Source organism: Rhodococcus sp. P3_B8 (genome assembly GCF_056402775.1).
Genome location: NZ_JBFUGT010000008.1, coordinates 41,684 through 67,317 on the forward strand (window position 1 = coordinate 41,684; position 25,634 = coordinate 67,317).

At 62.6% G+C, this 25,634-nt stretch carries 23 protein-coding genes and 1 pseudogene; 21 read left to right on the forward strand and 3 right to left on the reverse strand.

The features are described from left to right. Window positions 1-78 precede the first annotated feature (78 nt). The gene (locus AC1D1G_RS05425; protein WP_283351110.1) at window positions 79-1,167 is read right to left on the reverse strand and encodes an acyl-CoA dehydrogenase family protein; all 1,089 of its coding nucleotides are present in this window, start codon (window positions 1,165-1,167) and stop codon (window positions 79-81) included. Continuing rightward, window positions 1,167-2,345: an acyl-CoA dehydrogenase family protein gene (locus AC1D1G_RS05430; protein ID WP_283351109.1), complete on the reverse strand. Its 1,179-nt coding sequence runs from the start codon at window positions 2,343-2,345 to the stop codon at window positions 1,167-1,169. Before AC1D1G_RS05430 ends, AC1D1G_RS05425 begins: the two co-directional genes overlap by 1 nt. A 239-nt stretch (window positions 2,346-2,584) precedes the next feature. Here AC1D1G_RS05430 and AC1D1G_RS05435 point away from each other — a divergent pair, with 239 nt between their 5' ends. The 12 genes and pseudogenes from AC1D1G_RS05435 to AC1D1G_RS05490 all read left to right on the forward strand — a co-directional run bounded on the left by AC1D1G_RS05435 (window position 2,585) and on the right by AC1D1G_RS05490 (window position 13,855). Further along, entirely contained in the window at window positions 2,585-3,352 is a 768-nt protein-coding gene (locus AC1D1G_RS05435; RefSeq protein WP_477951453.1) for an IclR family transcriptional regulator, read from the forward strand. Between the two features lie 237 nt (window positions 3,353-3,589). Beyond that, on the forward strand, window positions 3,590-3,817 hold the full coding sequence (locus tag AC1D1G_RS05440) for a hypothetical protein (protein ID WP_283351108.1): 228 nt from the start codon (window positions 3,590-3,592) through the stop codon (window positions 3,815-3,817). Between the two features lie 142 nt (window positions 3,818-3,959). Next, window positions 3,960-4,506: pseudogene (locus tag AC1D1G_RS05445) on the forward strand (IS1634 family transposase); the annotation flags it as partial. Between the two features lie 257 nt (window positions 4,507-4,763). Next, complete coding sequence (locus tag AC1D1G_RS05450; protein WP_005564477.1) at window positions 4,764-6,413, forward strand: flavin-containing monooxygenase; 1,650 nt, start codon at window positions 4,764-4,766, stop codon at window positions 6,411-6,413. Then, entirely contained in the window at window positions 6,410-6,706 is a 297-nt protein-coding gene (locus AC1D1G_RS05455; protein WP_283351106.1) for a Dabb family protein, read from the forward strand. Before AC1D1G_RS05450 ends, AC1D1G_RS05455 begins: the two co-directional genes overlap by 4 nt. Window positions 6,707-6,770: 64 nt before the next feature. After that, window positions 6,771-7,640 (forward strand): SMP-30/gluconolactonase/LRE family protein, encoded by an 870-nt coding sequence (locus AC1D1G_RS05460; RefSeq protein ID WP_283351105.1) that lies wholly within the window; start codon window positions 6,771-6,773, stop codon window positions 7,638-7,640. A 217-nt stretch (window positions 7,641-7,857) separates the two neighbouring features. Beyond that, window positions 7,858-9,306: an aldehyde dehydrogenase gene (locus AC1D1G_RS05465; protein WP_477951454.1), complete on the forward strand. Its 1,449-nt coding sequence runs from the start codon at window positions 7,858-7,860 to the stop codon at window positions 9,304-9,306. A 114-nt stretch (window positions 9,307-9,420) separates the two neighbouring features. Beyond that, on the forward strand, window positions 9,421-10,674 hold the full coding sequence (locus AC1D1G_RS05470; protein WP_283351104.1) for a CaiB/BaiF CoA transferase family protein: 1,254 nt from the start codon (window positions 9,421-9,423) through the stop codon (window positions 10,672-10,674). 256 nt (window positions 10,675-10,930) lie between these two features. Continuing rightward, a complete protein-coding gene (locus AC1D1G_RS05475; protein WP_477951455.1) occupies window positions 10,931-11,101 on the forward strand; it encodes a hypothetical protein in 171 nt (56 codons plus the stop codon). 416 nt (window positions 11,102-11,517) lie between these two features. Further along, complete coding sequence (locus AC1D1G_RS05480; protein WP_005264727.1) at window positions 11,518-11,718, forward strand: tautomerase family protein; 201 nt, start codon at window positions 11,518-11,520, stop codon at window positions 11,716-11,718. Window positions 11,719-11,961: 243 nt separating this feature from the next. Continuing rightward, window positions 11,962-12,762: a crotonase/enoyl-CoA hydratase family protein gene (locus AC1D1G_RS05485; protein ID WP_283351102.1), complete on the forward strand. Its 801-nt coding sequence runs from the start codon at window positions 11,962-11,964 to the stop codon at window positions 12,760-12,762. A 445-nt stretch (window positions 12,763-13,207) separates the two neighbouring features. Continuing rightward, window positions 13,208-13,855, forward strand: a complete 648-nt coding sequence (locus tag AC1D1G_RS05490) for a DNA ligase-like domain-containing protein (RefSeq protein ID WP_283351101.1) — start codon at window positions 13,208-13,210, stop codon at window positions 13,853-13,855. A 145-nt stretch (window positions 13,856-14,000) separates the two neighbouring features. Here the strand turns inward: AC1D1G_RS05490 and AC1D1G_RS05495 are convergent, their stop codons facing one another. Next, window positions 14,001-15,251 carry a TetR/AcrR family transcriptional regulator gene (locus AC1D1G_RS05495; protein ID WP_283351100.1) on the reverse strand — a complete coding sequence of 417 codons (1,251 nt, stop codon included), beginning with the start codon at window positions 15,249-15,251 and terminating at the stop codon, window positions 14,001-14,003. 666 nt (window positions 15,252-15,917) lie between these two features. On the opposite strand from AC1D1G_RS05495, the gene AC1D1G_RS05500 reads away from it, so the two are divergent. The 9 genes from AC1D1G_RS05500 (at window position 15,918) to AC1D1G_RS05540 (ending at window position 25,417) form a co-directional block, all read left to right on the forward strand. Next, window positions 15,918-16,691, forward strand: coding sequence for an enoyl-CoA hydratase-related protein (locus tag AC1D1G_RS05500; protein WP_005264718.1), 774 nt, complete (start codon window positions 15,918-15,920; stop codon window positions 16,689-16,691). Window positions 16,692-16,710: 19 nt separating this feature from the next. Continuing rightward, window positions 16,711-17,877 (forward strand): acyl-CoA dehydrogenase family protein, encoded by a 1,167-nt coding sequence (locus AC1D1G_RS05505; protein ID WP_317569501.1) that lies wholly within the window; start codon window positions 16,711-16,713, stop codon window positions 17,875-17,877. A gap of 2 nt (window positions 17,878-17,879) precedes the next feature. Next, a complete protein-coding gene (locus tag AC1D1G_RS05510) occupies window positions 17,880-18,953 on the forward strand; it encodes an acyl-CoA dehydrogenase family protein (RefSeq protein ID WP_283333096.1) in 1,074 nt (357 codons plus the stop codon). Continuing rightward, window positions 18,950-20,566, forward strand: coding sequence for an AMP-binding protein (locus tag AC1D1G_RS05515; protein ID WP_477951456.1), 1,617 nt, complete (start codon window positions 18,950-18,952; stop codon window positions 20,564-20,566). Before AC1D1G_RS05510 ends, AC1D1G_RS05515 begins: the two co-directional genes overlap by 4 nt. Before the next feature lie 45 nt (window positions 20,567-20,611). Next, the gene (locus AC1D1G_RS05520) at window positions 20,612-22,243 is read left to right on the forward strand and encodes a flavin-containing monooxygenase (protein WP_477951457.1); all 1,632 of its coding nucleotides are present in this window, start codon (window positions 20,612-20,614) and stop codon (window positions 22,241-22,243) included. Between the two features lie 138 nt (window positions 22,244-22,381). Further along, window positions 22,382-22,552, forward strand: a complete 171-nt coding sequence (locus tag AC1D1G_RS05525; RefSeq protein ID WP_477951500.1) for a Dabb family protein — start codon at window positions 22,382-22,384, stop codon at window positions 22,550-22,552. A 12-nt stretch (window positions 22,553-22,564) separates the two neighbouring features. Then, window positions 22,565-23,431 carry an SMP-30/gluconolactonase/LRE family protein gene (locus tag AC1D1G_RS05530; RefSeq protein ID WP_283333100.1) on the forward strand — a complete coding sequence of 289 codons (867 nt, stop codon included), beginning with the start codon at window positions 22,565-22,567 and terminating at the stop codon, window positions 23,429-23,431. Window positions 23,432-24,125: 694 nt separating this feature from the next. Beyond that, window positions 24,126-24,464 carry a WhiB family transcriptional regulator gene (locus tag AC1D1G_RS05535; protein WP_317569440.1) on the forward strand — a complete coding sequence of 113 codons (339 nt, stop codon included), beginning with the start codon at window positions 24,126-24,128 and terminating at the stop codon, window positions 24,462-24,464. Between the two features lie 128 nt (window positions 24,465-24,592). Then, a complete protein-coding gene (locus tag AC1D1G_RS05540; RefSeq protein WP_317569439.1) occupies window positions 24,593-25,417 on the forward strand; it encodes a tryptophan-rich sensory protein in 825 nt (274 codons plus the stop codon). The last annotated feature ends 217 nt before the right edge of the window (window positions 25,418-25,634 follow it).

Sequence of the window (25,634 nt, forward strand, 5' to 3'; positions counted from 1 at the left end):
CTGTGGTCGGTTTCTGTGTTCGGCCTCGAGTAGGGAGCTGAAGGCTCGGCTACGGAGGAGATCGTGGCGGTTCCGTTTTCATGACACGGACCTTGCGATCACGGCGTCGAGGTACCGGCTCGCGGCGTCCTCGACGCGGGCGCCCTCGGCGACCATCGGCCACGCACCGTCCATGCCGCCGACAATGGCCGCGCGGGAGAGGAACCCCTCCCAGAACGCCGGTGACCCGAACTCGCCGCGCCACTGCAGGGCGGGAAGGGTGACCCGGTGCAGGGTGTGCTCGTGGGTGGTCCCGATCGCGCCGTGCACCTGGTGGACGTTGCGCACCGCCACGGCCAGGGCCTGCGAAACGACGCTGCGCGCGACCGCAACGCGGAACTGGGACAGCTCGCCGTCGAGGTCGTCGGTGAGGGCGTCGGCGAGCGCGGTGTCCACGGCAGCGCGGGCCAGCACGGACTCGGCGGCGATGTCGACGACGAGGTTCTGCACGGACTGGAACTTCGCCAGGGCGCGACCGAACTGGCTGCGGGCGGTGGTGTGCTCAATCGCCGAGGCGAGCATGCCGTCCATCGCGCCGACGCACTGCAATGCACGGGCGAGCGCGCCGCGCAGGACGTACGCCTCGACGGCCGCGGTGGGTACGGGTGACCAGGAGATGCCCTCACCGACGGTGACAGAGCCGGTCGGCACTGCCGAGATGCCCTCAATGGTCGTGATCGTCAAGCGGTCGGTTGGCACGTCCGCGAGCTCATGGGTATCGCCGGCGGGGCGCACGCACACGACGGTGGCGGTGGCACCGGCCCACGGGACACCGTGCGCGGTCCCCGAGGAATCGAGCAGCGCGACGGTGGCGGTGGAGTCGGACGAGTCGTCGATCCCGGCGGCGCGCCGGAGCGGCCCGGCCAGCAGGTCAGTCTCGGCGTACGGGACGGCCACACCGGCGGCAGCCGCGGTGCGCAGGAGCGCGGCGGCTTCGGCCCAGCCGGCTCCGCTGCCCCCGGCGTCCTCGGGCGCGGTGAGCCGGGCGACGCCGACCTCCCGCAGTGTCGACCACACGGCGTCGGCGTCGGGCCGGACGTCGGGGCCGGAGAAACCGGAGACGACGTCGGAGAGCATCGCCTGCAGGTCCTCGTCGACGGAGAGGTCGACGGTCGTGGCGGTGGTCATCAGCGCATCCCCAGTCCCCGCGCGATGACGCCGCGCAGAATCTCGTTGGTGCCGCCGCGGAGCGTGAAGCCCGGGCGCTGGTGGAGGCCCGCGCGCAGCAGGCCGTGGATCTCGGCGACCGCGGCGGTGCCGTTCGTGCCGGCGAAACCGGGTGCCAGCTCGTCGCCGAGCCGGGTGGAGACGGTGTCGACGATGTCACCCTCGGTGGCGGTGCCGAGCAGCTTGACGAGGGCTGCCGGGGTGTCGGCGGGTTCACCGCGCTGCAGCGCGCCGGCGATGTTCTGGCTGAGGTTGTGCAGTCCGGCCATCCGGGCCACGGTCCGGCCGAGGTCGCTGCGCTCGGGCAGGGCTCCGGTGGAGATCGCACCGATCTCCGCGGCGAACAGGCGGAACGAGGAGAGGAACCGTTCAGGGCCGCTGCGCTCGAAGGCGAGCTCGGAGTTGACCTGTTCCCAACCGTTACCGAGGGTGCCGAAGACCATTGAGTCCGCCACGAAAACGTCCTCGAGGACGACCTCGTTGAAGTGGTGGTCCCCCGAGAGGGAGACGATCGGCCGGATGGTGACGCCCTCGCTGCGCAGGTCGACGATGAACTGACTCAGACCCGCGTGACGGTACGAGGTGTCGAGCGGTTCGGTGCGGCACAGCGCGATGAAGGCCTCCGCGTGCTGGGCCCCGGAGGTCCACACCTTGGTCCCGGTGATCCGCCAGCCGCCGTCGACCTGAACGCCCTTGGTGCGGACACTGGCCAGGTCGGAGCCGGCGTCCGGTTCGGACATGCCGATGCCGAAGCAGCACTCGCCGGCGGCGATGCGGGGCAGGTAATCGTGCTTCTGCTCCTCGGTACCGTAGCGAAGCAGGGACGGGGCGATCTGCCGGTCGGCGACCCACTGCGCGGCGACGGGGGCGCCCACGGAGAGCAGTTCCTCGGTGACGACGAAGCGCTCGAGGTGGGTTCGGCCGCGGCCACCGAACTCCGTGGGGATCGTCATCCCGACCCAGCCGCGTTCGGCGAGGCGTCGGGTGAAGTCCTCGTCCCAGCGGGTGAGCCAGGTGTCGATCCAGGGTATGAGCCGCCCGGCGTCGACCTCCTCGGCGAGAAACGCGCGTACCTCGGCACGCAGGGCGTTCATCTCATCGGTCGCCACCGTGGTCGGTGGCGCGAGAGTCGAACTCATGGGGCCTCCTGATGAGTCCTGCCCGGGCGGCGCCCGGGCGATCGGGGTCGACTGTGCCGCTGTTCGGGGAGTGCGCACAGTCAAATCAAGGGTCAGTCCAGACCGCGGGTCGCCCTGCCGCGAAGGATGCCCCGCATCACTTGGAAAGTGTTCCAGAAACGCTAGAGATACACAATAGCGAAGCAGGTTACGTATATACGCTATCTAGTGAGCGTGGATGCCATTGCTACGCTTTCGCAATGACGGAAACTTCTCCGGCCGCCGGAGCTGTACCTTTCGAGCAGGTTCCCGAGCGTCCCCGCCATCGCATGATCGACCGGGTCGCGGCAATCCTCGAACTCGTCGCCCGCTCCGGTGCCGGTCTCACCCTCACGGCCGTGGCAAAGGCTCTCAACGCCCCAGTGAGTTCGGTGCATGGGCTGCTCAACGGTCTCGTCGMCGTCGGCTACCTCGACGAGCGCGACCGTATCTACACCCTCGGTACAGCGCCCTACCTGCTCAACGTCATCGCGGGACGCCCCCCGGTCACGTCGATAAGTCACGAACAGCTCCAGCAAGTGCACGCCGAGGCCGGACTGACCATCGCGCTGTCCACCTCGGTGGGCGACGACCTGTTCTACGTTGACCACGTCTCCTCTGAACCGGAGTACGCGTACCTGGCGGAGAACCGCCTGCGGCGCTCCCTGCTGCGCACGTCCGCGGGGTGGCTGCTACTGGCCGACCGCGAGCAGCGCGACATCTGGGCCTACCTCAACTCCCGCCCGGTGGCCGACGCCGACTACATCGAGCAGTTCCTCTACGCCCTCGAGGCACTACGGGCGACCGGCGTGTGTGCAGCCCCAGGCGTGGCTGTCGAACGCGGTGACGGCGTGTCGGTGGCTCTCCGGGAACGCGGCCGAACCATCGCCACACTCGGTGTGGTCGGCGTTCGCGAGACGATCATCGAGCGGCGCGACGAGCTCGCTAAGATCTGTCTCCGGCACGCCGAGGAGTGGGGCTTTCGCTGACCGCTAGGCGCGCGACTCCGTGCGAATGCCGAGTGCACGAACGTTCTCACAAGATGTAGGACGAACGCGATCTCTCGTGTCAACGCCCCTGATACTTGCCGGCGCGTTTGCCCGCGAACGCCGTCAGCGCCTCACGGTGGACCTCGGAGTGATGCGCGAGCGCCCACGGAGCGGCCGACCGCTCGAGAGCAGTGACTCCAACGGCTGGTGCTGAGACTCCCGCACCAGGAGAGCTTCGTGCCACTGGGGTCGTTCCCGTTAGTGGAGCACATCGGGTTCGCTCATACCGAGGGCGATCTCACGACGTTGATGGCGGTGACCAGGGGCAGGATCGACACTGATCAGACGCGTCTCGAGCTGGAGCTGGAGCTGGAGCCGGAGTCGCAGGTCTGCGCGGGCGGGGATGCGGTGGTGCGCTCGCACTCAAACGAGGTCCTGTGGGCCGACCTGGCCGGGACGTACTAGGCGCTGGGGTTCGATGAGATCGGCGATGAGACATTCAAAGTCGCTAGTGTGCGCCCGACTGATCGAGCCGAACGGCAAACTCGACACGACCGGGCGCTCGAAGACATCGGCGTCCAGGCACGCCCCGAAACACGATCGACGCCAACCTGCGGGGCCGTCGTTCATCGTCGCCTCCCGAACCTCCAAGGCCCCCAGGGAAACTCGAGGATAACTTCGGCCGCCGCGGTAACACTATCGCCGAAGGTGACACCGCGGAGCTGACCCGCTCGATGGGCCAGGGCCCTGACCGGCGCGACCGCAGGGTGGTGTGGCACTAAAAGTGGCAGCGCGCCCAACGCGACCGGCGCACCACTAACGCGCAGATCGACCGCACCCAGCGCGTAGGCGACCTGGCAGAACCACTACGAAGGTAACGATCCGTCAAGGTCACCGGACAGAGCGTCATCCTGGATGAGGCATCAATCGAGCGGGCCCGCCAGTCCGCCGGCCACAAGGGCTACGTCACCGACATCGAGCCGACCGCGATGGTCGGAAAGGCGGTCGTGGCCACCTATCACAACCTGCGGAAAGTCGAGCAGTTCTTCCGCCTCACCGAGTCCGAACTGAAGGCCCGACCGGTCTTCCACCGCACCCGCGAGTCGATCGAGGCGTACCCGACCATCGTGCTCGCCGCTCCAGCCATCGCCCGCCCGCGCCGCGCGGCCAACGCAGCAAAACACTACTGAAGCGACCGTGTTTTACGTAGTTATGAATTATTCTCTTTAGTTGCGGACTTGAAGCCTGAAGCCTATGGTGTACACCACATCCCAAGCGAGACTTGGTCGCAGTCACACAGGTTCCAGATCTCGCTCCCCTCCAGCTCGTTCGGCCCTCTAATCACCTCTGATCAGAGGGCTACAGCGAGCGGCAACCCTGCCCCATCTCAGCGTTCGAAAGGTCCAAATCGATGACCGCAATCCACGCTCCAAAGAACGACCTGGCACAGTCTGCGGAAACACCTACCTATGACGTCATCGTTGTCGGGGGTGGTTTCGGTGGCATCTATCAGCTACGCCATCTTCGGGACCGGGGATTCTCTGTGATCCTCCTTGAAGCCAGTGGCGGTTTCGGCGGGGCATGGAGCCTCAATCGCTATCCGGGAGCAAGGGTGGACAGCCACGCACCGGTATATCAGTTCACTGACGAATACCTCTGGAAGGATTGGGACTTCTCGCAGATGTACCCCGATCATGAGGAAATGCGTAGCTATTTCAATTATGTTGATTCCAAACTGGACCTGAGCAAGGACAGTCGATTCAACACTAAGGTCGTGGGCGCAACGTTCGACGAAGAGCAGCGGATGTGGAACCTCGAAACACAGGACGGAGCCACTTTCCGGGCAAGGTTTGTGGTGTTCGCGACAGGGTCGACCACGGAACCCTACACACCATCCATCCCAGATATGGATGCGTACCAAGGAGAACTGGTTCATACCGCCCGATGGCGTTCCGACCTGGACATGACGGGCAAGCGCGTCGCGATTATCGGAACTGGCGCAAGCGCTGTTCAGGTAGTGCAGGAAGCAGGCCCAGTAGTCGAAAACCTCACGGTTTTCCAGCGCACTCCGAATATTTCGTTGCCTATGCAACAGAAGTACTTGGATGATGAGGAACAAGCCGCCCTGAAGAACAAAATGCCCGAGGTTGCCGCGAAATGTCGCGAAACCCACGCAGCGATCGACTACGACTTTGACCCCCGGAGCGGTGTCGAAACCCCAGAGGACGAGCGCAATGCTGTCTTTGAGCGCCTATGGAATCAGGGCGGATTCGCATTCTGGCTGGGAAATTTCTCGGACTATCTATTCAATGACAAAACAAATGCGCTGACATATGAGTTCTGGAAGAACAAGATCAAGCCCCAGATCAAAGACCCAGTCAAAGCAGAGCTGCTGGTCCCAGAAATCGCCCCTCATCCCTTCGGAGCCAAGCGGCCGGCCCTCCATCAAAACTATTATGAGGTGATGAATCAGACGAACGTCTCTCTTGTCTCCACCAAAGAGACCCCGATCGTCGGATTCACCGAAACTGGGATTCGCACAGCCGACGGAGTCGAGCACGGCGAGTTTGACATTATCGTTCTCGCTACAGGCTTCAACAACAACACCGGCGCACTAACCTCGATCGACGTTCAGAACGCGAATGGCGTCACTTTACGTGACAAATGGAGCCAGGGCGTAGACGCGTACCTCGGAGCAGTCACAGCCGGGTTCCCGAACGCCATTTTCGTCTACGGCCCCCAGAGTCCTGCTGCATTTGCGAACGGGTCCACGAACGCCGAGCTTCAGGGCGAGGTCATGGTCGACTTTTTCGAATTTCTTCGGTCAAACGGACTCACCCGTTTCGAATCGACAGTTGAAGCGGACAAAGCTTGGACCGCGCACATCAACGAGACCGACGACACGGCGCTATTCAATCGGGCGAAGTCTTGGTACAACGGGGGCAACATTCCGGGCAAGAAAATGCAGATGCTGCAGTATCTAAACGGCGTACCGACATACTTGCAGTTCTGGCAGAAGGAAAAGGAGTCCGGATATACCGATGGGCTGACCGTGTCATGACTTTTCATCACTTGGTCGCTATATCATGGACCCGGTCGATCGATGACTCGAATATATCGGCTTTCGCAATTGCGCTTGATCAGCTGTCCGCCGAATGTACAGAACTGCTACATGCCTACGCTCATGGAAGAGACATCAGTTCGCGCGACGTGAGCAGCGACTACGGGATTTCCGCTGCGTTTCATGATCCAACAGGCTATGCCGAGTACGACGTGCATCCTACTCATATTCGCGCAAAGGAGTTGCTCTCCAAGCTCGCGGCGAAATACACCGTAGTGCAATTTGAGGCGTGACCAGCGCCTAGGATGCGTTAACTCGAAGCTGCAATCGCCATATCTACCACCGAAAGGGCAGGCAATGAAGAACCATTCACTGCAGACAATATCCAGTGGGCATGGCTACCTCGAAGCACCACGCTGGCACGATGGTCGACTATGGGCCAGCGACTTTTTTGGCAAGCACATCCTTCATTTCGAAGAGGACGGCAGCCACACTGCATTCGCGACGCTCGAAGAGTCACCGTCTGGGCTCGGTTTCCTACAGGATGGATCGGTCTTAGTGGTCCTCTTGGATCCGACGAAGAAGAAGGTTGTGCGAATCGCGCCCGACGGATCCGTCAGCGAGTACGCCGATATCGCGCATATCGCCCGCGGAATGGCAAACGACATGCTGGTATCGCCGTCCGGACATGCCTACATTGGCAACTTTGGCTTTGACCTCGGGGCTGAGGATCCGAAGGCAACAACTTTGGCCCACGTAACACCCGAGGGCAACGTAAGCAGAGTTGAAGGCGATGCGATATTCCCGAACGGAGCTGCTCTTAGTGCGGACGGTCGAACTTTGCTCCTCGCGGAGACCTTCGGTCACCGGATTGATGCTTTTGACGTAAACGCCGATGGTTCCTTGACTAATTTCCGAGTGTGGGCACAACTCGACGAGAGCATGCACCCTGACGGGATTGCACTGGACACCGAAGGTGGCGTCTGGTTCGGCAATGGCGTGACCAACGGTCCGGAGAGCGGCTTCTATCGCGTTGAGGAGAGCGGCGAGATCACCGATTCCGTTCTCGTGCCTGACGCCTGGGCTGTTGCGTGCACGTTCGGCGGATCAGACCTGGATGTGCTGTACATGTTTTGCAATGCGACCACTCTCGAGCAGTTCGGTGAAGGTAAGTCACAAGGCACCGTCCGCACCGCGCAGGTGAATCGACGTGGCGTCGCACAGTAGGCCGGCCTGATCTCCCTAGATGTGGGCCGTCGGAGTTCGATCGGGCCCGAGACGGACCGATCGGTACGGTGCCGAGCAGTCATCTAGTCATTCGCTTCAACTGTAGACGCTCCAGCGCTTTGCCCTTCGTTTGGCTGCGGCAGCGTATTGACCGTAATCGTCTTTCGTAAGCAACCTTGGAAGACAAGGTATATGACCACTTCAGAGAGGTTACATTATGCCCCCAGCCGGTGGCGCCGACCGCAGACAGTTTTATATTAACGGCCAGTGGCGAGAGGCTGTCGACCCAGAGTTATTTACTATTGCAGAAGCAGCAACCGAGCGGCCGCTGGGCGTTGCCGCAATGGGTGGTCCTTCGGAGATTGACGAAGCTGTTTTGGCCGCGCGGGCGGCACTCGACAACGGCCCCTGGGGGCGTTCCACCCCGCACGAACGGGCCGAGACTATGCGGCGGTTCGCCGATAGCCTCGAGCGCCGAGGAGAATCCACCGCGCGCTTGGTCAGTCAGCAGAATGGCATGATTAGGCCTTTATCGATTATCAGTAACGCTGCGGCCCCGGTAGCGATACTGCGTTCAATGGCTGAGCTCGCCGAGGCACGGACTTTTGAGACTCGCCGCCCCAGCAAGAAGGGGCACACCATTGTGCGGCAAGAGCCAGTCGGTGTTGTTGGTGCAATCGTTGCGTGGAACTATCCTCAGTTGCTGGCTATGGCCAAGATCGCTCCTGCTCTCGCCGCTGGGTGCACTATCGTTTTGAAACCAGCCCCCGAAACTGCGCTTGACGCCTATGTGCTCGGGGAAGCAGCGGAAGATGCAGGTCTACCGCCTGGAGTCCTCAACATTGTTGCTGGTGGCGTTCGCGCGGGCGAGGCCCTTGTGGCTCATCCGGGTGTGGACAAGATTGCATTTACCGGGTCAACGGCTGCAGGGCAGGCGATAGGCGAGGCGGCAGGCCGGTCCCTTAAGAGGGTATCGCTCGAGCTCGGTGGCAAGTCGGCGGCCGTTGTGCTCCCTGATGCGGATCTGGATGTCTTCGCTAGGAGCCTGGACGACGCTGTGTTCAAGAACGGGGGGCAGACGTGCACCACAAACTCCCGTATCTTGGTTCCCCATAGTCGTTCCCGGGAAGTTCTAGATGTCCTGGCTGCCTATGTGGATGATCTGGCGATGGGGGACCCGCTTGACGACGCGGTCACTTTGGGCCCGATGGTGAGCGATCGACACCGAGAGCGAGTTAGAAACTATATCCGGCTTGGGGAGTCTGAGGGATTCCAGCTTGTCCGTGGCGGCGCCGAGCCGCCTGATGGCCTAACGCGAGGGTGGTTTGTTTCGCCTACTATTTTTGGAGGCGTGGACAATAACAGTCGACTGGCACAGGAGGAGATATTCGGTCCTGTCATCTCCGTTATCCCGTACGGGTCCGAGGATGAGGCCGTTCGTATCGCAAATGACACCGTCTTCGGTTTGGGCGGGGTCGTCTTTACTGACGATCACGAGCATGGCCTAGATATCGCGTCACGGATCAGGTCTGGCACAATGGGGATCAATTATTTTTCGATCGACATGGGCTCCCCCTTCGGTGGCGTGAAGCACAGCGGAATTGGGCGAGAATTCGGCCCTGAGGCGCTGGATTACTATCTTRAATACAGGTCCATCTATGTCTAGTCGCCTCGGAGCCTTCCGACCCCACTCCCTGTTCAATTGGATGCCTAGAGGCTTCATGATTTACCTTCCCCCTCGGCCGGCCCGACCCTTCAATACCCACCAGAATGAGCAGCCATGACCAACTCGACAGTCAACGCCCTTTCGGCCGACGCCTGGGACGCCTCTTCCAATTCAGCCGCGCTGCCTCCGCGGACTGGCGCGCTCACAGACATTCGCGTCGTCGACCTGTCGCGGGTGCTCGCCGGACCACTGTGCGGGCAGATGCTCGCTGACCACGGTGCGGACGTAACGAAAGTAGAGCCACCAGCCGGCGACGAAACCCGCGGTTGGGGCCCGCCGTTCGTCAGAGAAGACCACAGCACGTACTTCGACGGGCTCAACCGCAACAAGCGCAACATCAGCGTCGACCTACGAATCGAGGAAGGACAGCAACTCCTGCGCCGAATGCTCGCCGAGGCCGACGTCGTGATCGAGAATTTCAAGGCCGGGACGCTCGAGAGGTGGGGCCTGGGCGACGAAGTACTCGCCGCGGAGTTCCCGCGCCTCGTACACTGCCGGATCACCGGGTACGGTACCGACGGGCCGCTTGGTGGCGCGCCCGGGTACGACGCCGTGCTTCAGGCACTGTCCGGGCTTATGAGTATCAACGGCGAAGCTGACGGCGAGGCGATGCGGATCGGGATCCCGCTGGTGGATATCATCACCGGCCTCAATGCGATGAACGGCATCCTCATGGCGCTGCACGTGCGGCGCGAGACCGGGCGCGGGCAGCTTGTCGACCTCGCGCTGCTCGACAGCGCGGTGTCGATCCTGCACCCACACGCCGGCAAATGGTTCGCTACCGGCGTCGCGCCGGAACGCACCGGCGTCGCCCATCCCACCATCTGTCCTTACGAGACGTTCATCTGCAGTGACGGACCGTTCTTCATTGGTGCCGGCAACGACCGGCAGTTCCGGTCGCTCGCCAACGCGTTGGACGCGCCCGGGCTCGCCGAGGACCCACGGTTCACGACGAATACCGATCGTATGGCGAACGCAGTACAGCTGCGCAAGGTCCTCGGCGGACTCATCGGCGGTTGGCAGCGCGAGGCCCTGGCCGCCGCGCTTCGACTGGCCGGTGTTCCCTCGGGGGCCGTGAACAACGTCGGGGAGGCACTCAACCTTCCGCAGGTGCGGCACCGAAAGATGGTGATCGAGTGCGACGGGTACCGAGGTGTCGGCGTACCAGTAAAGCTGTCCGAGTCCCCCGGTTCGGTGCGATTCGGCCCTCGCCACCGCGGCGCCGACACCGACGCTGTTCTCGACGAGCTCGGATTTTCCGAGAACGAAGTTGCGTCTCTACGCCGCTCCGGGGTATTGCCGGAGTAGCGGGGCCGCAACACCCGTGAAATCCGTCATTCGGGAGCGTTCCGAGGACGGCATACCGATTGCAGCACAGTGGATACGAACTCCGGTCCGTTGTCCATCCGCAACATCAGCGGCGGTCCACCCCACAGCGCGAACGCCTCGTCCAACCCGATCCAAGCGAGCCATCGCACCGGCCCGGAAGTAAGCGACCATTGAAACCTTCGGTGCCCCACACTGCCCATTCGTGGTCCCCGTCGAAGACACCGAGCAGCACCGCATGCTCGGGAGGCTCGAAGTAGCGGTCGGAGGCCGGTTCCAGCAGCACATGCTTCTCCGTGAGACGAACCTGCCCGAGCCCGTCGACTCGCAGAAGTCGCGCCGTCGGCCACTCCCGCAGCGCCTCGGCGTCGTCGCGCAGTGCGGCGGGGCGGTCGCGGCCACCACGTGAAGCCGCGGCCAGTCGCGATCGAGTTCGATCATAGATTCACGCCCAATCTCGTAATGGTGTTTCACAATTGCTCAGAAAACTCATGTTCGTACCGCGCGCTTTCGCCCATCAACTCTGAAGGCCCCGGAGGGCTCGCCTTCCAGGCACCGTACTACCGACGCGTCGTCAACGCGGTTATTCCACGGATGATCTCATCCACCATGAAGAATGGCTATCTGACACTTGCTTTACTGCAAGCTAAGTGACACGACACACCAACCATTTATCATCATATTCGTTGCACCCCAACCCTTTTTAATCGATACTCAAGGCTGTTACCCTTGGCCGTGGCACGGTTCCCACCGATCAACTGATCTCGATTAGCGAAGTGGTTTGTCGAGTGCCTTTCCCCAACAAAAACCCTCAAGGAGCACGCTATGCCGCTGTTGCATGTGACCCAGACCCCCGGCCAATCCGCCGAAGCAAAGCGTGAGCTATTGAAAAAGCTGACCGCTGCATACGTGGACGCGACAGGAGCGAAACCGGCAAGTGTCTGGGTGACGATCGAAGAAGTGTCGAAGGACGATTGGGCCATCGGCGGCGAGACTCTGACCGAACGAGCCTCGAAGCCGGCCTGACCGACTTTCGGCGAGCGACTCCGACTTCTCGTTCGGCCACCTCGGTCGCGCGAGAGGCCGGAACCCACCCTCGGTTCTCACTGAACGTCGGCGCCCCCGATCAACTGGACGTGGTGCCCTCCGCTCAGCAGGTGAGCGGGCCGTGCCGATACTGAACAATCTGCGGACTGCAGCCGAAGTCGGGACCGACAACTATAAGTCAGTCATCGTGACTGATTGACCCTCACACAAGGAGCAACTTTCATGGATGATCCCGTTCTCGTCCAGCGCGACGGTGTTATCGAGACCTGGACAATCAATCTGCCCGAAGAACGCAACCCGATCTCCGGCGAGGACGTGATCGACGCGCTCGTAGCGTGCGTGTCCGCTGTCAATGCCAGCCATGAGACCAGAGCAGTCATCGTGACGGGCGCCGGTTCCGCGTTCTCGGCGGGCGGTAACGTGAAGGACATGGCGGAAGGCCGCGGGCTCTTCGGAGGCAAGCCTCACCAGCAGCGCGAGGGCTATCGGAAGGGAATTCAACGTATACCTCGGGCGATGTACAACTGCGACGTCCCCCTGATTGCGGCGGTGAACGGCCCCGCAGTGGGCGCCGGCTGCGATCTCGCGCTCATGTGTGACATGCGGATCGCCTCCGACACGGCCTTCTTCGCAGAAAGCTTCGTCAAGCTGGGCATTATTCCCGGGGACGGTGGAGCGTGGTTGCTGCCACGCGCGATCGGCGCTGCCCGCGCTGCCGAGATGACGTTGACCGGGGACCGCGTCGACGCGGCGACTGCACTGGAATGGGGGCTGGTCTCCCGGGTCGTCGCCCCGGAGCAGCTGCTCGACGAGGCGCGCGGGCTGGCGGAGCGCGTAGCGGTCAATCCGCCGAACTCGGTGCGGATGGCAAAGAAGCTTTTGCGTGAATCCCAGCATCTGAGTCTCGATAGTTTGCTCGAGTTGTCCGCTGCCATGCAAGCGCTGTCCCATCACACCGCCGACCACCGGGAGGCCGTCAGCGCGTTCATGGAGAAGCGTCCGGGTTCCTTCACAGGTGAGTAGCACCTGAATCGCTCGAGGCTGGGGCGGTATCGCCGGAGAATGACCGCCCAGCCGCCCGCGAGCTCAGTATGAGAACCACGAACGAGCAGATTTATCACCGCCTGACCCAACCGAGCCGGAGGACATTGCGCGTGCCATCGCGGCATTGATCGAATGCTTCAACTAACCCCGGAGGTGATGACAGTGATTCCGATCCCCCGTACGGGTTGGGCGACAGCTGGATGGTGTGGACACCTTGGCTGGTGCCCATCGTTCTCTGGTGGAACTCCTGGCACTGACCCAGTACCTACCGCGCGCAGCTGACATGACTATGGCGGACCACATCACCGCTGTTCCGGAATAAGCGGACCGTCTTTGGCCAGGTCACGGGCTTAACCGGGCGTATGCGTCTGATCGCGCCCATGCTGGCCACGGCCGGCACACTCCCGGACAACACGGACCGTCCGTGGAGTTTCGAGATGAAGTACGACGGGTGCCGGATGCTGGCCTCGGTGGGCGGCTGCGAGCCGGTGCTGTGGACCCGCGCCATGAACGTGGTGACACCTCATATCCCGAGATCGGCGGCCGCGGACGCATCGTTCTCGACGGCGGGGTCGTCGTACTCGATCACGGCAAGCCCTCGTTCGGCCTGCTCCAGCGGCGCATGGGGATTGCACACGCGACGAAGCCGTTTCAACGACGAATCCCTGTGACATTCTTACCCTTTGACGTCCTGGCGTTCGACGACCTGCACATCATGAGCGCGTCCTACCTGGATCGGCGGGCGGAGCTGGCCGAACTGGAGTCGATCATCCAGAACGTCGGCGGCCTGCCCATCACCGTCCCCCCGCACTGGGAAAATCAGAGCAGCAGAATCATGCTAAATGCCGCGAACAGTGCTGGAATGGAGGGGAATTTTGGCCAAACGGTCGACATCGATCTACCTTCCGGACCAGCGGAGCCGAGCCTGGATCAAGCACGCAATCCGGACTCGCAGTTCGGTTTGGCGATCGGCTTCGTCGGCTGCAGCCGGTCGGTTGCCGTGCTGATCCTCGGAGCGTACGACGCTACTGGTAATGCGGGATATTCAAACCTGCGGAGTGCCGATCGATGATGGAGAGCAAACCAGGGAGTCGGTGTTGCACGCGCTTGTCACGTTGCGTCGACTTGGGGCGATACCTAGATCATGAGGGTGAGGAAAGCCGCGATAGGTACCAGCGCTCTTGTCGCGATCGCAACCATCGCCGGCGTTTACTCGGTTATTCATCACGCCGCCGACCCGATCGTGCCGATGGCATCGGGGTATTTAGAAGAGCATTCATCGAGCACGCAACAAGCTCGTCGGGGAACTCGGCGTGTCGTGAGAGGTGCGGAATACGGACAAGATCGTTGAGTGCTGTGCGAACCGCATTCACCAGCGCGAGTGCGTCTGCCTCGGTGACTTCTGAACGCGAGGTTCGTAGCCATTTGACCCATTCGGCGAGGTCGTCCTGGCGGATTCGCCGATCACGCTCGGTAGCACTAGCGGGGAGGTTGAGGGCTTCGGTAACTGAAACCGCGAACAGATCCGTTGCTTCGGTTGCGATACGAACATAACCTCTCACGAGGCCGTCGATGACCTGTTCATCGGAGGCGCTGTGATGCATGGCCCTGGAGCTCTCCAGGGCCATCCATTCCTGTACTCGGATGATCATGGCGGAAAGGATGTCGGCCTTGCTGTCGAAGTACCGGTAGACGGCGGGGCCTGCGATGCCGAACTCGTCGAGGCTGACTCCACCGAAACCGCGCTCCCGGAACGCGCGCGCCGCTGCTGCGATGATCTGTTCGCGACGTGATGTACCTGGTCGTTCATTTGCGACTGGAGCCTCCGCCGCTGGCGCATCGCGGAACTCGGGTGACGCTGACGCGCATTCGGGGGTATTGATGGCTGCCAACGCAGCAGACACCAGCAGTGGGGACAGGCGACGCTGTGACAGTGACCGGTCGTAGTGCCCTGGGCTGGTGATGATGCTCACCGCCATCCACGCGCGTACGTCGGCACCGAATCTGCTCTTGGAGGGATCGGCTTTTTCAATGGCCCTTCGCACCGCGCCTCCGATGCGACGAGTACCCTCGCGCACTCGCTCGAAGTCATCGGCGGTGAGGTGCCGTGCTTCTCGCTGCCATAGGGGGCCGAGTCGAAGGCTCTCCAGTGATGCCTCGACCATCCGCGTCAATAACTCCTCTAAGCTGCAGACGCCGGTTTCGGAGCGCTCGGCGGATTGGGCTGCCATGAGCAGTCGGTCCTGGTCTTCGAGGACCACCTGCGACAGTAGATCCTGCTTGTTGGCGAAGTGCCGGTAGATCGCCCGTGCGGTGACGTCGGTTGCCTCGGCGATGTCTTCCATCCGCACGGCGTGAAACCCGTATTTCGTGAACAATTCACTGGCGTTGTGGAGTATCTGCGCACGCCGGTCACGGGGTCGCCGGCGCGTGGCAGCGGACGTCTTCACAGTTTGCGATGCGGTCACGACGCCCCTTTTCCTCCTCGAGGCCCATACKGATGCACACGATGTCCGGACTGGCGGCGCAGCCGTTGATACAGCCTTCTGACGATATACCGGCGGCGGACGGTCCCCCCGCAGTACCCCGCACTACCGCCGTTCGAGGGCCGATCGGACACAATGCCTCCTTCTACGCGGGGCGGCGCAGGCGCACTGCGTACGAGCGTAGGTGAAGTCTCCACTACGGCCGCAGTCCGAACAGCATGCACAATTTTCGATAAGAGTCATGGACAACTTCCGTTACATGATGCTACGTGCTTGATTCGATGAAAGATACGTTTGCCTGACATTTTCGGCTCAACACTTAGCGATGCGCCCCTCGCATTGCCGCGGTTCACTAGCGGAACGGCAGCTCTTCCTGCGCGGCATTTGCGGCCTCAACAGGTCATATGCTTCCGAATGGACGAAAAATCAACCATGCATCCTCAGAACTCTCTAGCTCTGAGCAGTTTCACATTTTCAGATACGAGCTATTGACATATCTAGGGAGTGGGGCCTACTAATGTGAGTAGAAGCACACCCGGTCGTGGCGCAAACCACTAGGGATCAAGGACATGCCGCCTCACGGAGGCGACCATCCGCACCCGGCCGGTCACAGCTCCTGCTTACGCCCGTTCGAACAAAGGAACCTCGATGAAGGATCTGCAATTTCTGCAATGGAAGACCGATCAGAAGGTAGGCACGGTCTGGCTTACCCGCCCACCGGTCAACGCGGTCACCCGCGAGATGTACGCAGAGATCAAGTGGTTCTTCACCCACACGGAGGAGTACCTCCCCGAGGCTCGGGCGATCGTCTTGACCGGCGCCGGCAAGCACTTCTGCGGCGGCAACGATCTCACCGAATTCCAGACGATGACGCCGGAAAACGCCGGTGAGCGCATGCTTGCGGTCCGTGAAGCGTTCTGGTCGATCTACGATTGCCCGTTGCCGGTGATCGCAGCTGTCCACGGAGTGGCCGTGGGCACCGGATTGGCCCTGGCAGCGTCGTGTGATCTGGTCGTGGCAGCCAAGGGCGCCACCTTCACGCTTCCCGAGGTCAACGTCGGTGTGATGGGCGGCGCCAAACATGCCTCACGCCTGGTACCGCAGCAGTTGGTCCGCTATCTGCACCTCACCGGCGAACCGCTGTCTGCCGAGGAACTCGCGCAGCAGGGCGGCGTCTTGAAAGTCGTCGATCCCGATCAGCTACTCGACGTAGCCTACGACGTGGCGGCCAAGATGGTCCGGCACTCGCCGGTCACGTTGCGGTTCGCCAAGCGCAGCCTCAACGCGATCGAATACCAGGACCTCAAGGGCGGCTACGAGTTCGAGCAGGGTCTTTCCGGCGAGTTGTCCGCTTACTCAGACGCCAAAGAGGCCGTAGCAGCATTCTTCGAGCATCGCGCACCGGCCTACACGGGAGCTTGAGATGAATGCTGTTTCACCTGTGCCGGTCGAGCAGATCACCGAGATCGCCGATCTGCGGCGCGAGGCTCGGAGGTGGCTTGCCGAAACAGAGATCCCCACCGTGCCGTTGGAGCTGGAGGAACGGTACAACGTCCTTCGTCGATGGCAGCGCACACTATTCGATGCCGGATGGATGGGGCTGGGATGGTCACGTGAAGCGGGCGGACGTGGCCTCACCGCGCGGCACCAGCAAGTCTTCTCCGAGGAGCTGGCGCGCGCTCATGCACCCGCCCCGATCGGATTGATCGGCCTCGATGTGGTCGGCCCCTCGATCCACCGGTACGGTTCGTCCGAGCAGCGCTCCCGTTTTCTGCCACCGCTGCTCGCGGGCGAAGACATCTGGTGTCAGGGGTTCTCCGAACCCTCTGCCGGCTCCGACCTCGCATCACTGCGGACCCGCGCTCTTCGCCACGGGGACAAGTACGTCGTCAACGGACAGAAGGTCTGGACCAGTTGGGGCAATCAGGCCAGTTGGTGCGCATTGCTGTGCCGCACCGACCCCGACGCCGAACCCAAGCACGCCGGCATCTCCTACCTCATCGTCGACATGAGTTCCCCCGGAATCACCGTCCGTCCACTCGTCCAGATGACAGGCGATGCCGAATTCTGTGAGGTCTTCTTCGACAACGTCGAAGTCCCGGTCGGCAACCTGGTCGGCAAGGAAAACGACGGCTGGCGAATTGCCCTCGACACCCTGTCTCAGGAACGTGGCAACTATGCAATGCGCCGACAGGTGGAGATCGGCTGGGGTGTCGAGAAGACGATCGACGGACTACGAGGCACCTCCTTGGAATCGACGACCAATCGTCGGATCAGCACCGCCATCGGAGAGTCACACGTGGCGCTGCGGGTGTTGGATGCTCAGATCCGCCGAACTGTGCAACGCCTGATCGACGAAGAGGGACCACATCCGCTCGACTCGATCGACAAGCTCGTCCTCAACGACGCAGAGCAGGTGGTCGGCCGCGCCCTCGCCGATCTCCTCGGACCGTTCCGCCTCGACACCGAATCACAACCTCTCGGGCTGAACGCCGCGCAGTTGATTCACGATCACTACTTCTCGCGTGCCGCATCGATCTACGGCGGTACATCACAGATCCAACGCAACATCGTTGCCGAGCGACTGCTCGGCCTACCCAGGAGCTGATGATGACTCTCACCGTAGCTGACGTGGACCTCGTCACCCCGATCCGCGAATTCTTTGACCGCCGTGTCACATCCGACTACCGCCATGCCCTGCTCAGCGGCGGCGGCTGGGACCCGGAGCTGATGGCCGAACTCGACGACCTCGGCTGGTCCGAGCTGACCCGCCCCGAAAACCGCGGTGGTCTAGGAATCGACCTGACCGCGGTCGCCGGTCTGATCGCCTTGGTCGGTGATCGGCTCGTACCCGGCCCCCTGGTCGAGCAACTGATCCTGCCGGCGTACCTCGACATTCCCGACGGTTCGCTCGTCGCCTTCGCCGACCCTGCCGTCACCCTCGACTGGGCATCCTCGATCGGTTCCGTGCACATGGAATCGGGGCAGATCCAGGGAACGATCGAACTCGTACGCTTCGGCGGCGAGGCCGACTCGCTGGTACTGGCAGTCGACGGCCCGGACGGACCGGCGCTGCTGCTCCTACCGGGCAGTGACCCGGCGCTGGTGCTCACGCCGATCACCAGTTCTGATCCCACATCGCATTACGTGCGCCTGGAGATCGCATCGCGAACTGTCGCCGACGCCGAGATCCTCGCCACCGGAATCGAAGCGGCCACACTCCTACGACAGATCCGGGCCTGGTTCCGGCTTCTCACCGCGTGCGAAATCAGTGGTATCGCCCGCCGCATGCTCGAGAAAACTGTCGAGTACGTCGCGCAGCGCCAGCAATTCGGCAAGCCCGTCGGATCCTTCCAAGCCGTGAAACACATTGCGGCGTCGATGGCACAGGCGGCCATCTCGATGGAGGCGCTCTGCGAGGCAACGGTTTCCGATATTGCCTCTGCTGAGGTTGATTTCGACATCGAGATGGCAACGTGGACGGCCAAGGCTTATGCCGCCGGCGCCGGACGACAGGTGGTCGAGGACGCCTTGCAGTTGCATGGCGGGATCGGCTTCACCACCGAATACGACCTACACTGGTACTACCGGCGCGTCCTCGCCCTGCGGACCTGGTATGGGGACGAGCACGAACTCCACGCACTCATCGGTTCGCGGCGCCTGACCGACGGAGTCGACCGATGATCACCGCAACCCACACCGATTCCGCGCGCCGCGACCGCTACCTCACCAGCGGCGAGTGGAGCCACAGCACGATCGATTCTGCTCTGGCCGAGTATGCACACCATCACCCCGATCGGCTGGCTGTGGTCGATGGCGATCGTCAGGTCAGTTATGCCGAACTCGACGCCATGATCCGCCGGTTGGCCGGCGTGCTACTCGAGCGTGGGATCCGGCCGGGCGACTCGGTGGTCTGGCAGTTGCCGAACTGGCTCGAAGCGATCGTCGTACATCACGGCGCGCTGCGGATCGGCGCCGTCTCCACCCCGATCATCCCGATCTATCGACATCGCGAAGTGCAGTTCATTCTGAAGCAGTCGCGAGCGCGTATCGCGTTTGTGCCCGGCATGTTCCGCACCTTCGACCACCGCGGGATGTTCGACGAGCTGGCGCCCACGCTTCCCGACCTCGAGCATGTGATCACCGTTCGCGGTTCCGACAACGAGTTCGACCACCTCCTCTCGGGCGCAACTCCACTCGACAATCCCGTCGAGCACGCCAGCACCGATATCGCATTGCTTCTGTACACGTCCGGAACCACCTCCGATCCGAAGGGTGCTCTACACACCCACGAGAGCCTGGATTACGAGAACCGGAGCATCATCGAACTCTTCGATGTAACCGGCGAGGACATCGTGTACATGCCCTCACCGGTCGGTCACATCACCGGAATTCTGTACGGACTGCAGTTGCCGTTCATGCTCGGCAGCCATGTCGTGTTCCAAGATATCTGGGACCCCGGCGCCGGCCTGGAGTTGCTGCAACGCCGACGCTGCACGTTCGTCATCGGTGCCACACCCTTCTTGCACGGACTGGTACACCACCCGGATCTCGCCGAGTACGACATCGCCCTGCGGGTTTTTGGTTGCGGTGGCGCCGACGTACCCCCCGAACTGATCCGGCAGGCCGAGGAGCAGCTGGGCTGCACCGCGACCCGCATCTACGGATCGACCGAATTCCCGACTCTGTCCGGCGGAAACGCGAGCGATCCGCTGGACAAGCGCGCCACCACAGACGGGCGTCCTATCGGGTCCGCAGAAGCGAGGACTGTCGATGAGCACGACACTCCGGTCCCCCCGGGCGCGGTCGGCGACCTGCAGGTTCGTGGCCCTGACCTGTTCACCGGATACCTCGATTCGAGACTCAATGCGGATGCCTTCGCCTCGGGTGGCTGGTTTCGGACCGGTGATCTGGCGGTGATCGACGAGGACGGGTACATCCAGATCACCGGTCGGCGTAAGGACATCATCGTCCGGGGCGGGGAGAACATTTCCGCCAAGGAGATCGAAGACCTGCTCTTCGAATATCCCGGTATTGCCGACATCGCGGTGATCGGCATGCCCGACCCGATCATGGTCGAACGCATCTGCGCCTATGTGGTACCGAGCGACCAGGCGCATCCACCTGCGCTGGACGAGCTCACGTCGTTCCTGCGCGAACATCGGTTGGCTACCCAGAAGCTGCCCGAGCGGCTCGAAGTCGTCGAACAACTACCGCGGACGGCGACAGGCAAGATCCAAAAGTTCGTCCTGCGTGACCGAATCCGGGACGCTCTGACCTCCGACAACGCTGTCTGATCGCGCTCCCCCATCTCCCTCGTACCCCTTCCGGAAGGAAATCCTGTGAACACCACACTTCTCGAGGAGCTCGACGTCCTCGTCATCGGCGGCGGCTTCTCCGGCGTCTACCAGCTCGACCGGCTGCGCACCCTCGGCTACAACGTCAAGATCTACGAAGCCGGCACCGGACTCGGCGGCGTCTGGCATTGGAATTCCTATCCAGGGGCACGCGTCGATACCTGGGCGCCGGTCTACCAGTTCTCGCGTGAAGAGCTCTGGCGCGACTGGAACTGGAGCGAGATGTACCCCGGTCGTGACGAGCTGGTTCGCTACTTCGAATACGTCGACGAGAAGCTCGACCTGAGCAAAGACGTCCGCTACGAGACCCGTGTCCTGGCAGGCCGATTCGATGAAGAAACCCATACGTGGACATTGGTCTCCCGCAACGAGCGCACCGGTGAGGAATTCACCACCCAGGCGCGGTTCGTGATCATGTGTCTCGGTGCCGGCTCCAAGCCCCTCTTCCCCAACATCCCTGGCCTCGAGAAGTTCGGGGGCGACTGCTTCCACACAGCACGCTGGCCACTGGAGGGCTACGACCTTGCGGGCAAGCGGGTCGCCGTCATCGGCACCGGAGCCAGCGGCATCCAGGTAATCCAGGAGGCCTCGAAGGTCGCAGATCATCTGACGGTGTTCCAGCGCACCCCCAACACCGCGCTTCCGATGAATCAGCGGGCGCTTGGCGAGGCGGACAATGCCGAGATGAAGAAGACCTACCCGGAGCGATTCGCCAATCGCAAGAACACCTGGGCCGGTTTCGATTATGACTTCCTCAAAGAGAACATCCAGGATCTGACCGAGGAACGTCGCAACGAAATACTCGAGGAACTCTGGACCAACGGTGGACTGCAGCCCTGGCTGGGTGGCTTCCTGAATGTCCTGTTCGACAAGGACGACAACGACATCCTGTACGCGTTCTGGCGGGACAAGACACGTCAACGTATCACCAGGCCGGAGCTGGTGGAACTGCTTGCACCGACCGAGCCGATCCATCCGTGGGGCGTCAAGCGTGTCTCCCTGGAGCAGAACTACTTCGAGAGCCTGTGCCGTGACAATGTCAAGCTCGTCGATACCTCTGCCGATCCGATCCGGGAGGTTACCAGTGACGCCATCGTCACCGCGGACGGTACCCGACACGAAGTCGATGTCATCGTGCTGGCCACCGGCTTCGACTCGGTCACCGGAGGCTTGACTGCCATCGATATTCGCGGCACCAGAAATGAAACCTTCGAGGAGGTGTTCCGCGGCGGCAGCCGTACAGCACTAGGCAAGGCGACAGTGGGCTTCCCGAATCTCCTGTACGTCTACGGACCCCAGAGCCCGAACGCATTCTGCAATGGTCCGACATGCGCCGAACTTGAAGGCGAACATCTGATCCAGATCGTCGAGCACATGCGGAACAACGGCTACACCCGTATCGAGGCCAAGCCGGAAGCCCAGCAATATTGGGGTGCGCATATCGCAGAGCTGACCTCGGCCACCCTGTTCCCGCTGGCCAAGTCTTGGTACATGGGCGCCAACGTGCCCGGCAAAACCGTCGAAATGCTCATGTATCCCGGCGGTCTTTCGGTATACCTCGAGATCCTCGAGAAGGCTGCTGCCGGTGGATATCAGGAGCAGTTCGAACTCGTCTGAACTCACCTGACCAGACACCCGATCGGAACCCGAGGGTCGACATGCTCATGCATGTCGTGACATTCACCTTCACAGCCGTCCATCTCGACCAGTTAAATCGACGAATTCCAAAAGAATTTCGAATTTTTCGGCGACCAAATACCGTACGCGCGCAATGTCCGACACGGTATCGACCTCGGAAAGCGACCGAACAACGTCAGATACGCACTGGTTGCCCATTTCCAGGACGAAGCCGACTTCCAGCAGTATCTCGACCACCCTCTCCGCAAGGAGCTGACCCAGTCCAGTACCTCAACCCGCACGGACTAAGGAGTTCACGCGATGGCTACCTACCAACCCACAGTATTCTCGACCGGGCATCAGTTTCTCGAGGCACCTCGCTGGCATGACGGAAAATTCTGGGCCAGCGACTTTTTCAGCGAACAGGTGCTCACCTTCGCCGAGGACGGCACCGCAACGCCGATAACCAAAGTGCCCGGTCGACCGTCCGGACTCGGTTTCCTACCCGACGGGACCCCCCTTGTCGTCTCGCAAAACGAGCGGTCGGTGTATCGCATCACCGCCGGCGGCAAGCTCGAGCAGTATGCCGACTTCAGCGCACTGGCTGGAGGGATCGGCAACGACCTGTATGTGTCACCGGCGGGCGACGCTTATGCCGGCAATTTCGGATTCGCGCTCGGTGAAGAGGATCCGAAGCCGACTCACCTCGTTCACATCCGGGCCGACGGCAGCGTCTCGCAGGTTCCTGGAGATCTGATCTTCCCCAACGGCTGCGCACGTACCCCCCGTGGCACCCTGCTGGTCGCGGAAACCTTCCCGCACCGCATCAGCGCGTTCGACATGGCGGAAGATGGCGGTCTGACCAACCACCGAGTATGGGCGCAGCTCGACGAATCGTTTCATCCCGATGGCATCGCCCTCGATAGTGACGGCGGCCTCTGGTTCGGGAACGCCTTGACCCTCGGCGCCGACAGTGGCTTCTATCGGGTCGTCGAAGGCGGCCAGATCACCGATAAGGTCGAGGTCACCGACACGTGGGCAGTGGCGTGCGCCTTCGGCGGAGAGAACCTCGACACCCTCTACCTCTGCTGCAACACAACAACGCTCGAAGAGTTTCACGAAGGACGCTCGACCGCTCATGTGGCCGTCGCGCAGGTCGGGCGCACCGGAGTTCCGGCGTCCATCTGAACGTGAGGAGACAGGCGTGAACACCACGATCGTCACAGAAGGCCGGTTCATCGCGGGCGATCTTTTCGACCGCCGATGCCGCTCACGCCGACCCGCCCGAAGCCCTCTCGTCGGGTATCCACCGACGCCGTCGCCCGATGTCTGCCCTCGAACACCGCCGGAGAAGCGCCGGATTTCCGTCCGGCCAGTCAGGCAACATCTCGATCCCGGACGTGGCGGATCAGGCTCCCACACCGGTCGCCGACGACGCTACAGAACGAGACGGCGGATGTGATGCCAGTTACTTTCGAGCGATACCCTTCGGTAACGTTCGCGGTGTCGCTACCATCAATTGCACACCGTTTACCACCTCGTCAGAGGTGATCGAGTGTGGATCATCCGGGTTCGTCCCGGTCCCACCGATGTCGAGCCCAGGCATCAAATGCACCGACACGACCTGCGGACGTGGTGCCCGCCGATCACAGTCCCGGACCCAGGTCTGTCGCTACCGCTACCCGACCGCCGCCTCCCGGGCATCAGAAGTGACACCGCGATGTGTCGAGGGGTCTTGTCGCACAACACCTTCGGATGAAAAGCACTACGCCGTGGTTGTTTCCCGGGAGGCGGCAACAAGCCCAGGCCCGCCAGCCACGCACGCTCCGCCCATACCGACGGATCGGCCCACCGGTCCCCTCCGAAAGCGACCCACCCCGCTGTGCCTGATCATTTCCACCACTCCCCCGACCGGGACTGGCAACACCGCGCGTCCTGCCGCGGCACCGACACCAACCTGTTCTTCTCCCCCGACGGTGAACGCGGCCACGACCGCGCCCGACGTGAGCGCGCCGCCAAACAGATCTGCCAGGACTGCCCCGTACTCGAACGGTGCCGAGCCCACGCCCTCACCGCCACCGAGACCTACGGCATCTGGGGTGGCATGTCCGAAACCGAGCGCACCCGCCACACCCGACGCACCCGCGTCCCGGCCCGCCGCCGCGACGCCACACACGCTCCGGCACCACACCACCACCGCTCTCCCTGCTCGCGCACGTGACGAACACGACATCGATACCCCGGCACGGCTCCGCACCGGAACCTGCGAACGTCTCTCCACAAACCGGCCGACGGCACTCCTGAAGTCCCTATCGTCGACAACGGACGTTCTCCCGCAAAGGAGTAACCATGAGCGGATCGATCGAATCATCCCCGAACGACGAGGCCCGTGTGCTCGTCGTGATCCTCTCCGCGGTGGTGGCGGTCGTGGGTTCGATCATCGGCTCAGGGGCGCTGGTGGGAACCCCGATCTCCCAGGTCGCCGACGGCGCCCTCGCCGCCGACGCCACCGCAGTGGCCCCCGGCGGGCCCGCCTTCTCCATCTGGACCCTGATCTACCTCGGGTTCCTCGCGCTCGCGATCTGGCAGGCACTGCCCGCGCACCGCACCGATCCTCGGCAACGCCGCGCCGGGTGGTGGCTCGCCGCGGCGATGATCCTGAACGCGGCGTGGATAGTCTGCGTGCAGTTCGAACTGCTGTGGCTCAGCGTCCTGACCATTCTCGCGTTACTCGCAGTGCTGGTTGTCGTGTTCGACATCCTGACCAACATGAAGCCGTCCAGTCGTGTCGAGGCGATCGTGGTCGACGCCACCGCGTTCGTGTACCTCGGATGGGTGTGTGTCGCGGTGGTCGCCAACATCGCTGCCGCCCTGGCCGCCGCCGAGATCGATCCGTTCGCTCTCGGGGCCGATACCTGGGCCGTGCTCGTCCTCACCGTAGTCGCCGTGGTCGCCGTGGTCCTTGCCGTCGCCGGTCACGGACGCTTCACCGTCACAGCAGCCATCGTCTGGGGGCTCGTATGGATCGCCGTCGCGCGGACCACCGGCGACGGTTCCACCTCACAGCCCGCCGCCATCGCCGCGCTGACGGCCGCCGCGCTGGCCATCGTCGCCACCGCGATCGCCCGGCTACCCCGCGCACGTTCCGGCGAGCCCACGGTCACGAACCCGTAATCGCGTAGTGCTTGGCAGGTCGACCACGAGCGATCCGCAGTGGCCGACAGATTCCCCCGATCACACCCGTCCTGGCCGCCCACAACTGCGCCCGCATCTTCTCCTCGAAACACTGGTCTACCGACGCCGAACATGGAACGTCCCCGACGAGAACGAAGTCGTCCTGTGCGGAGGTCAACCAACCAGGGGACGATAACTCTCGAGCTCGAGAAGCGAC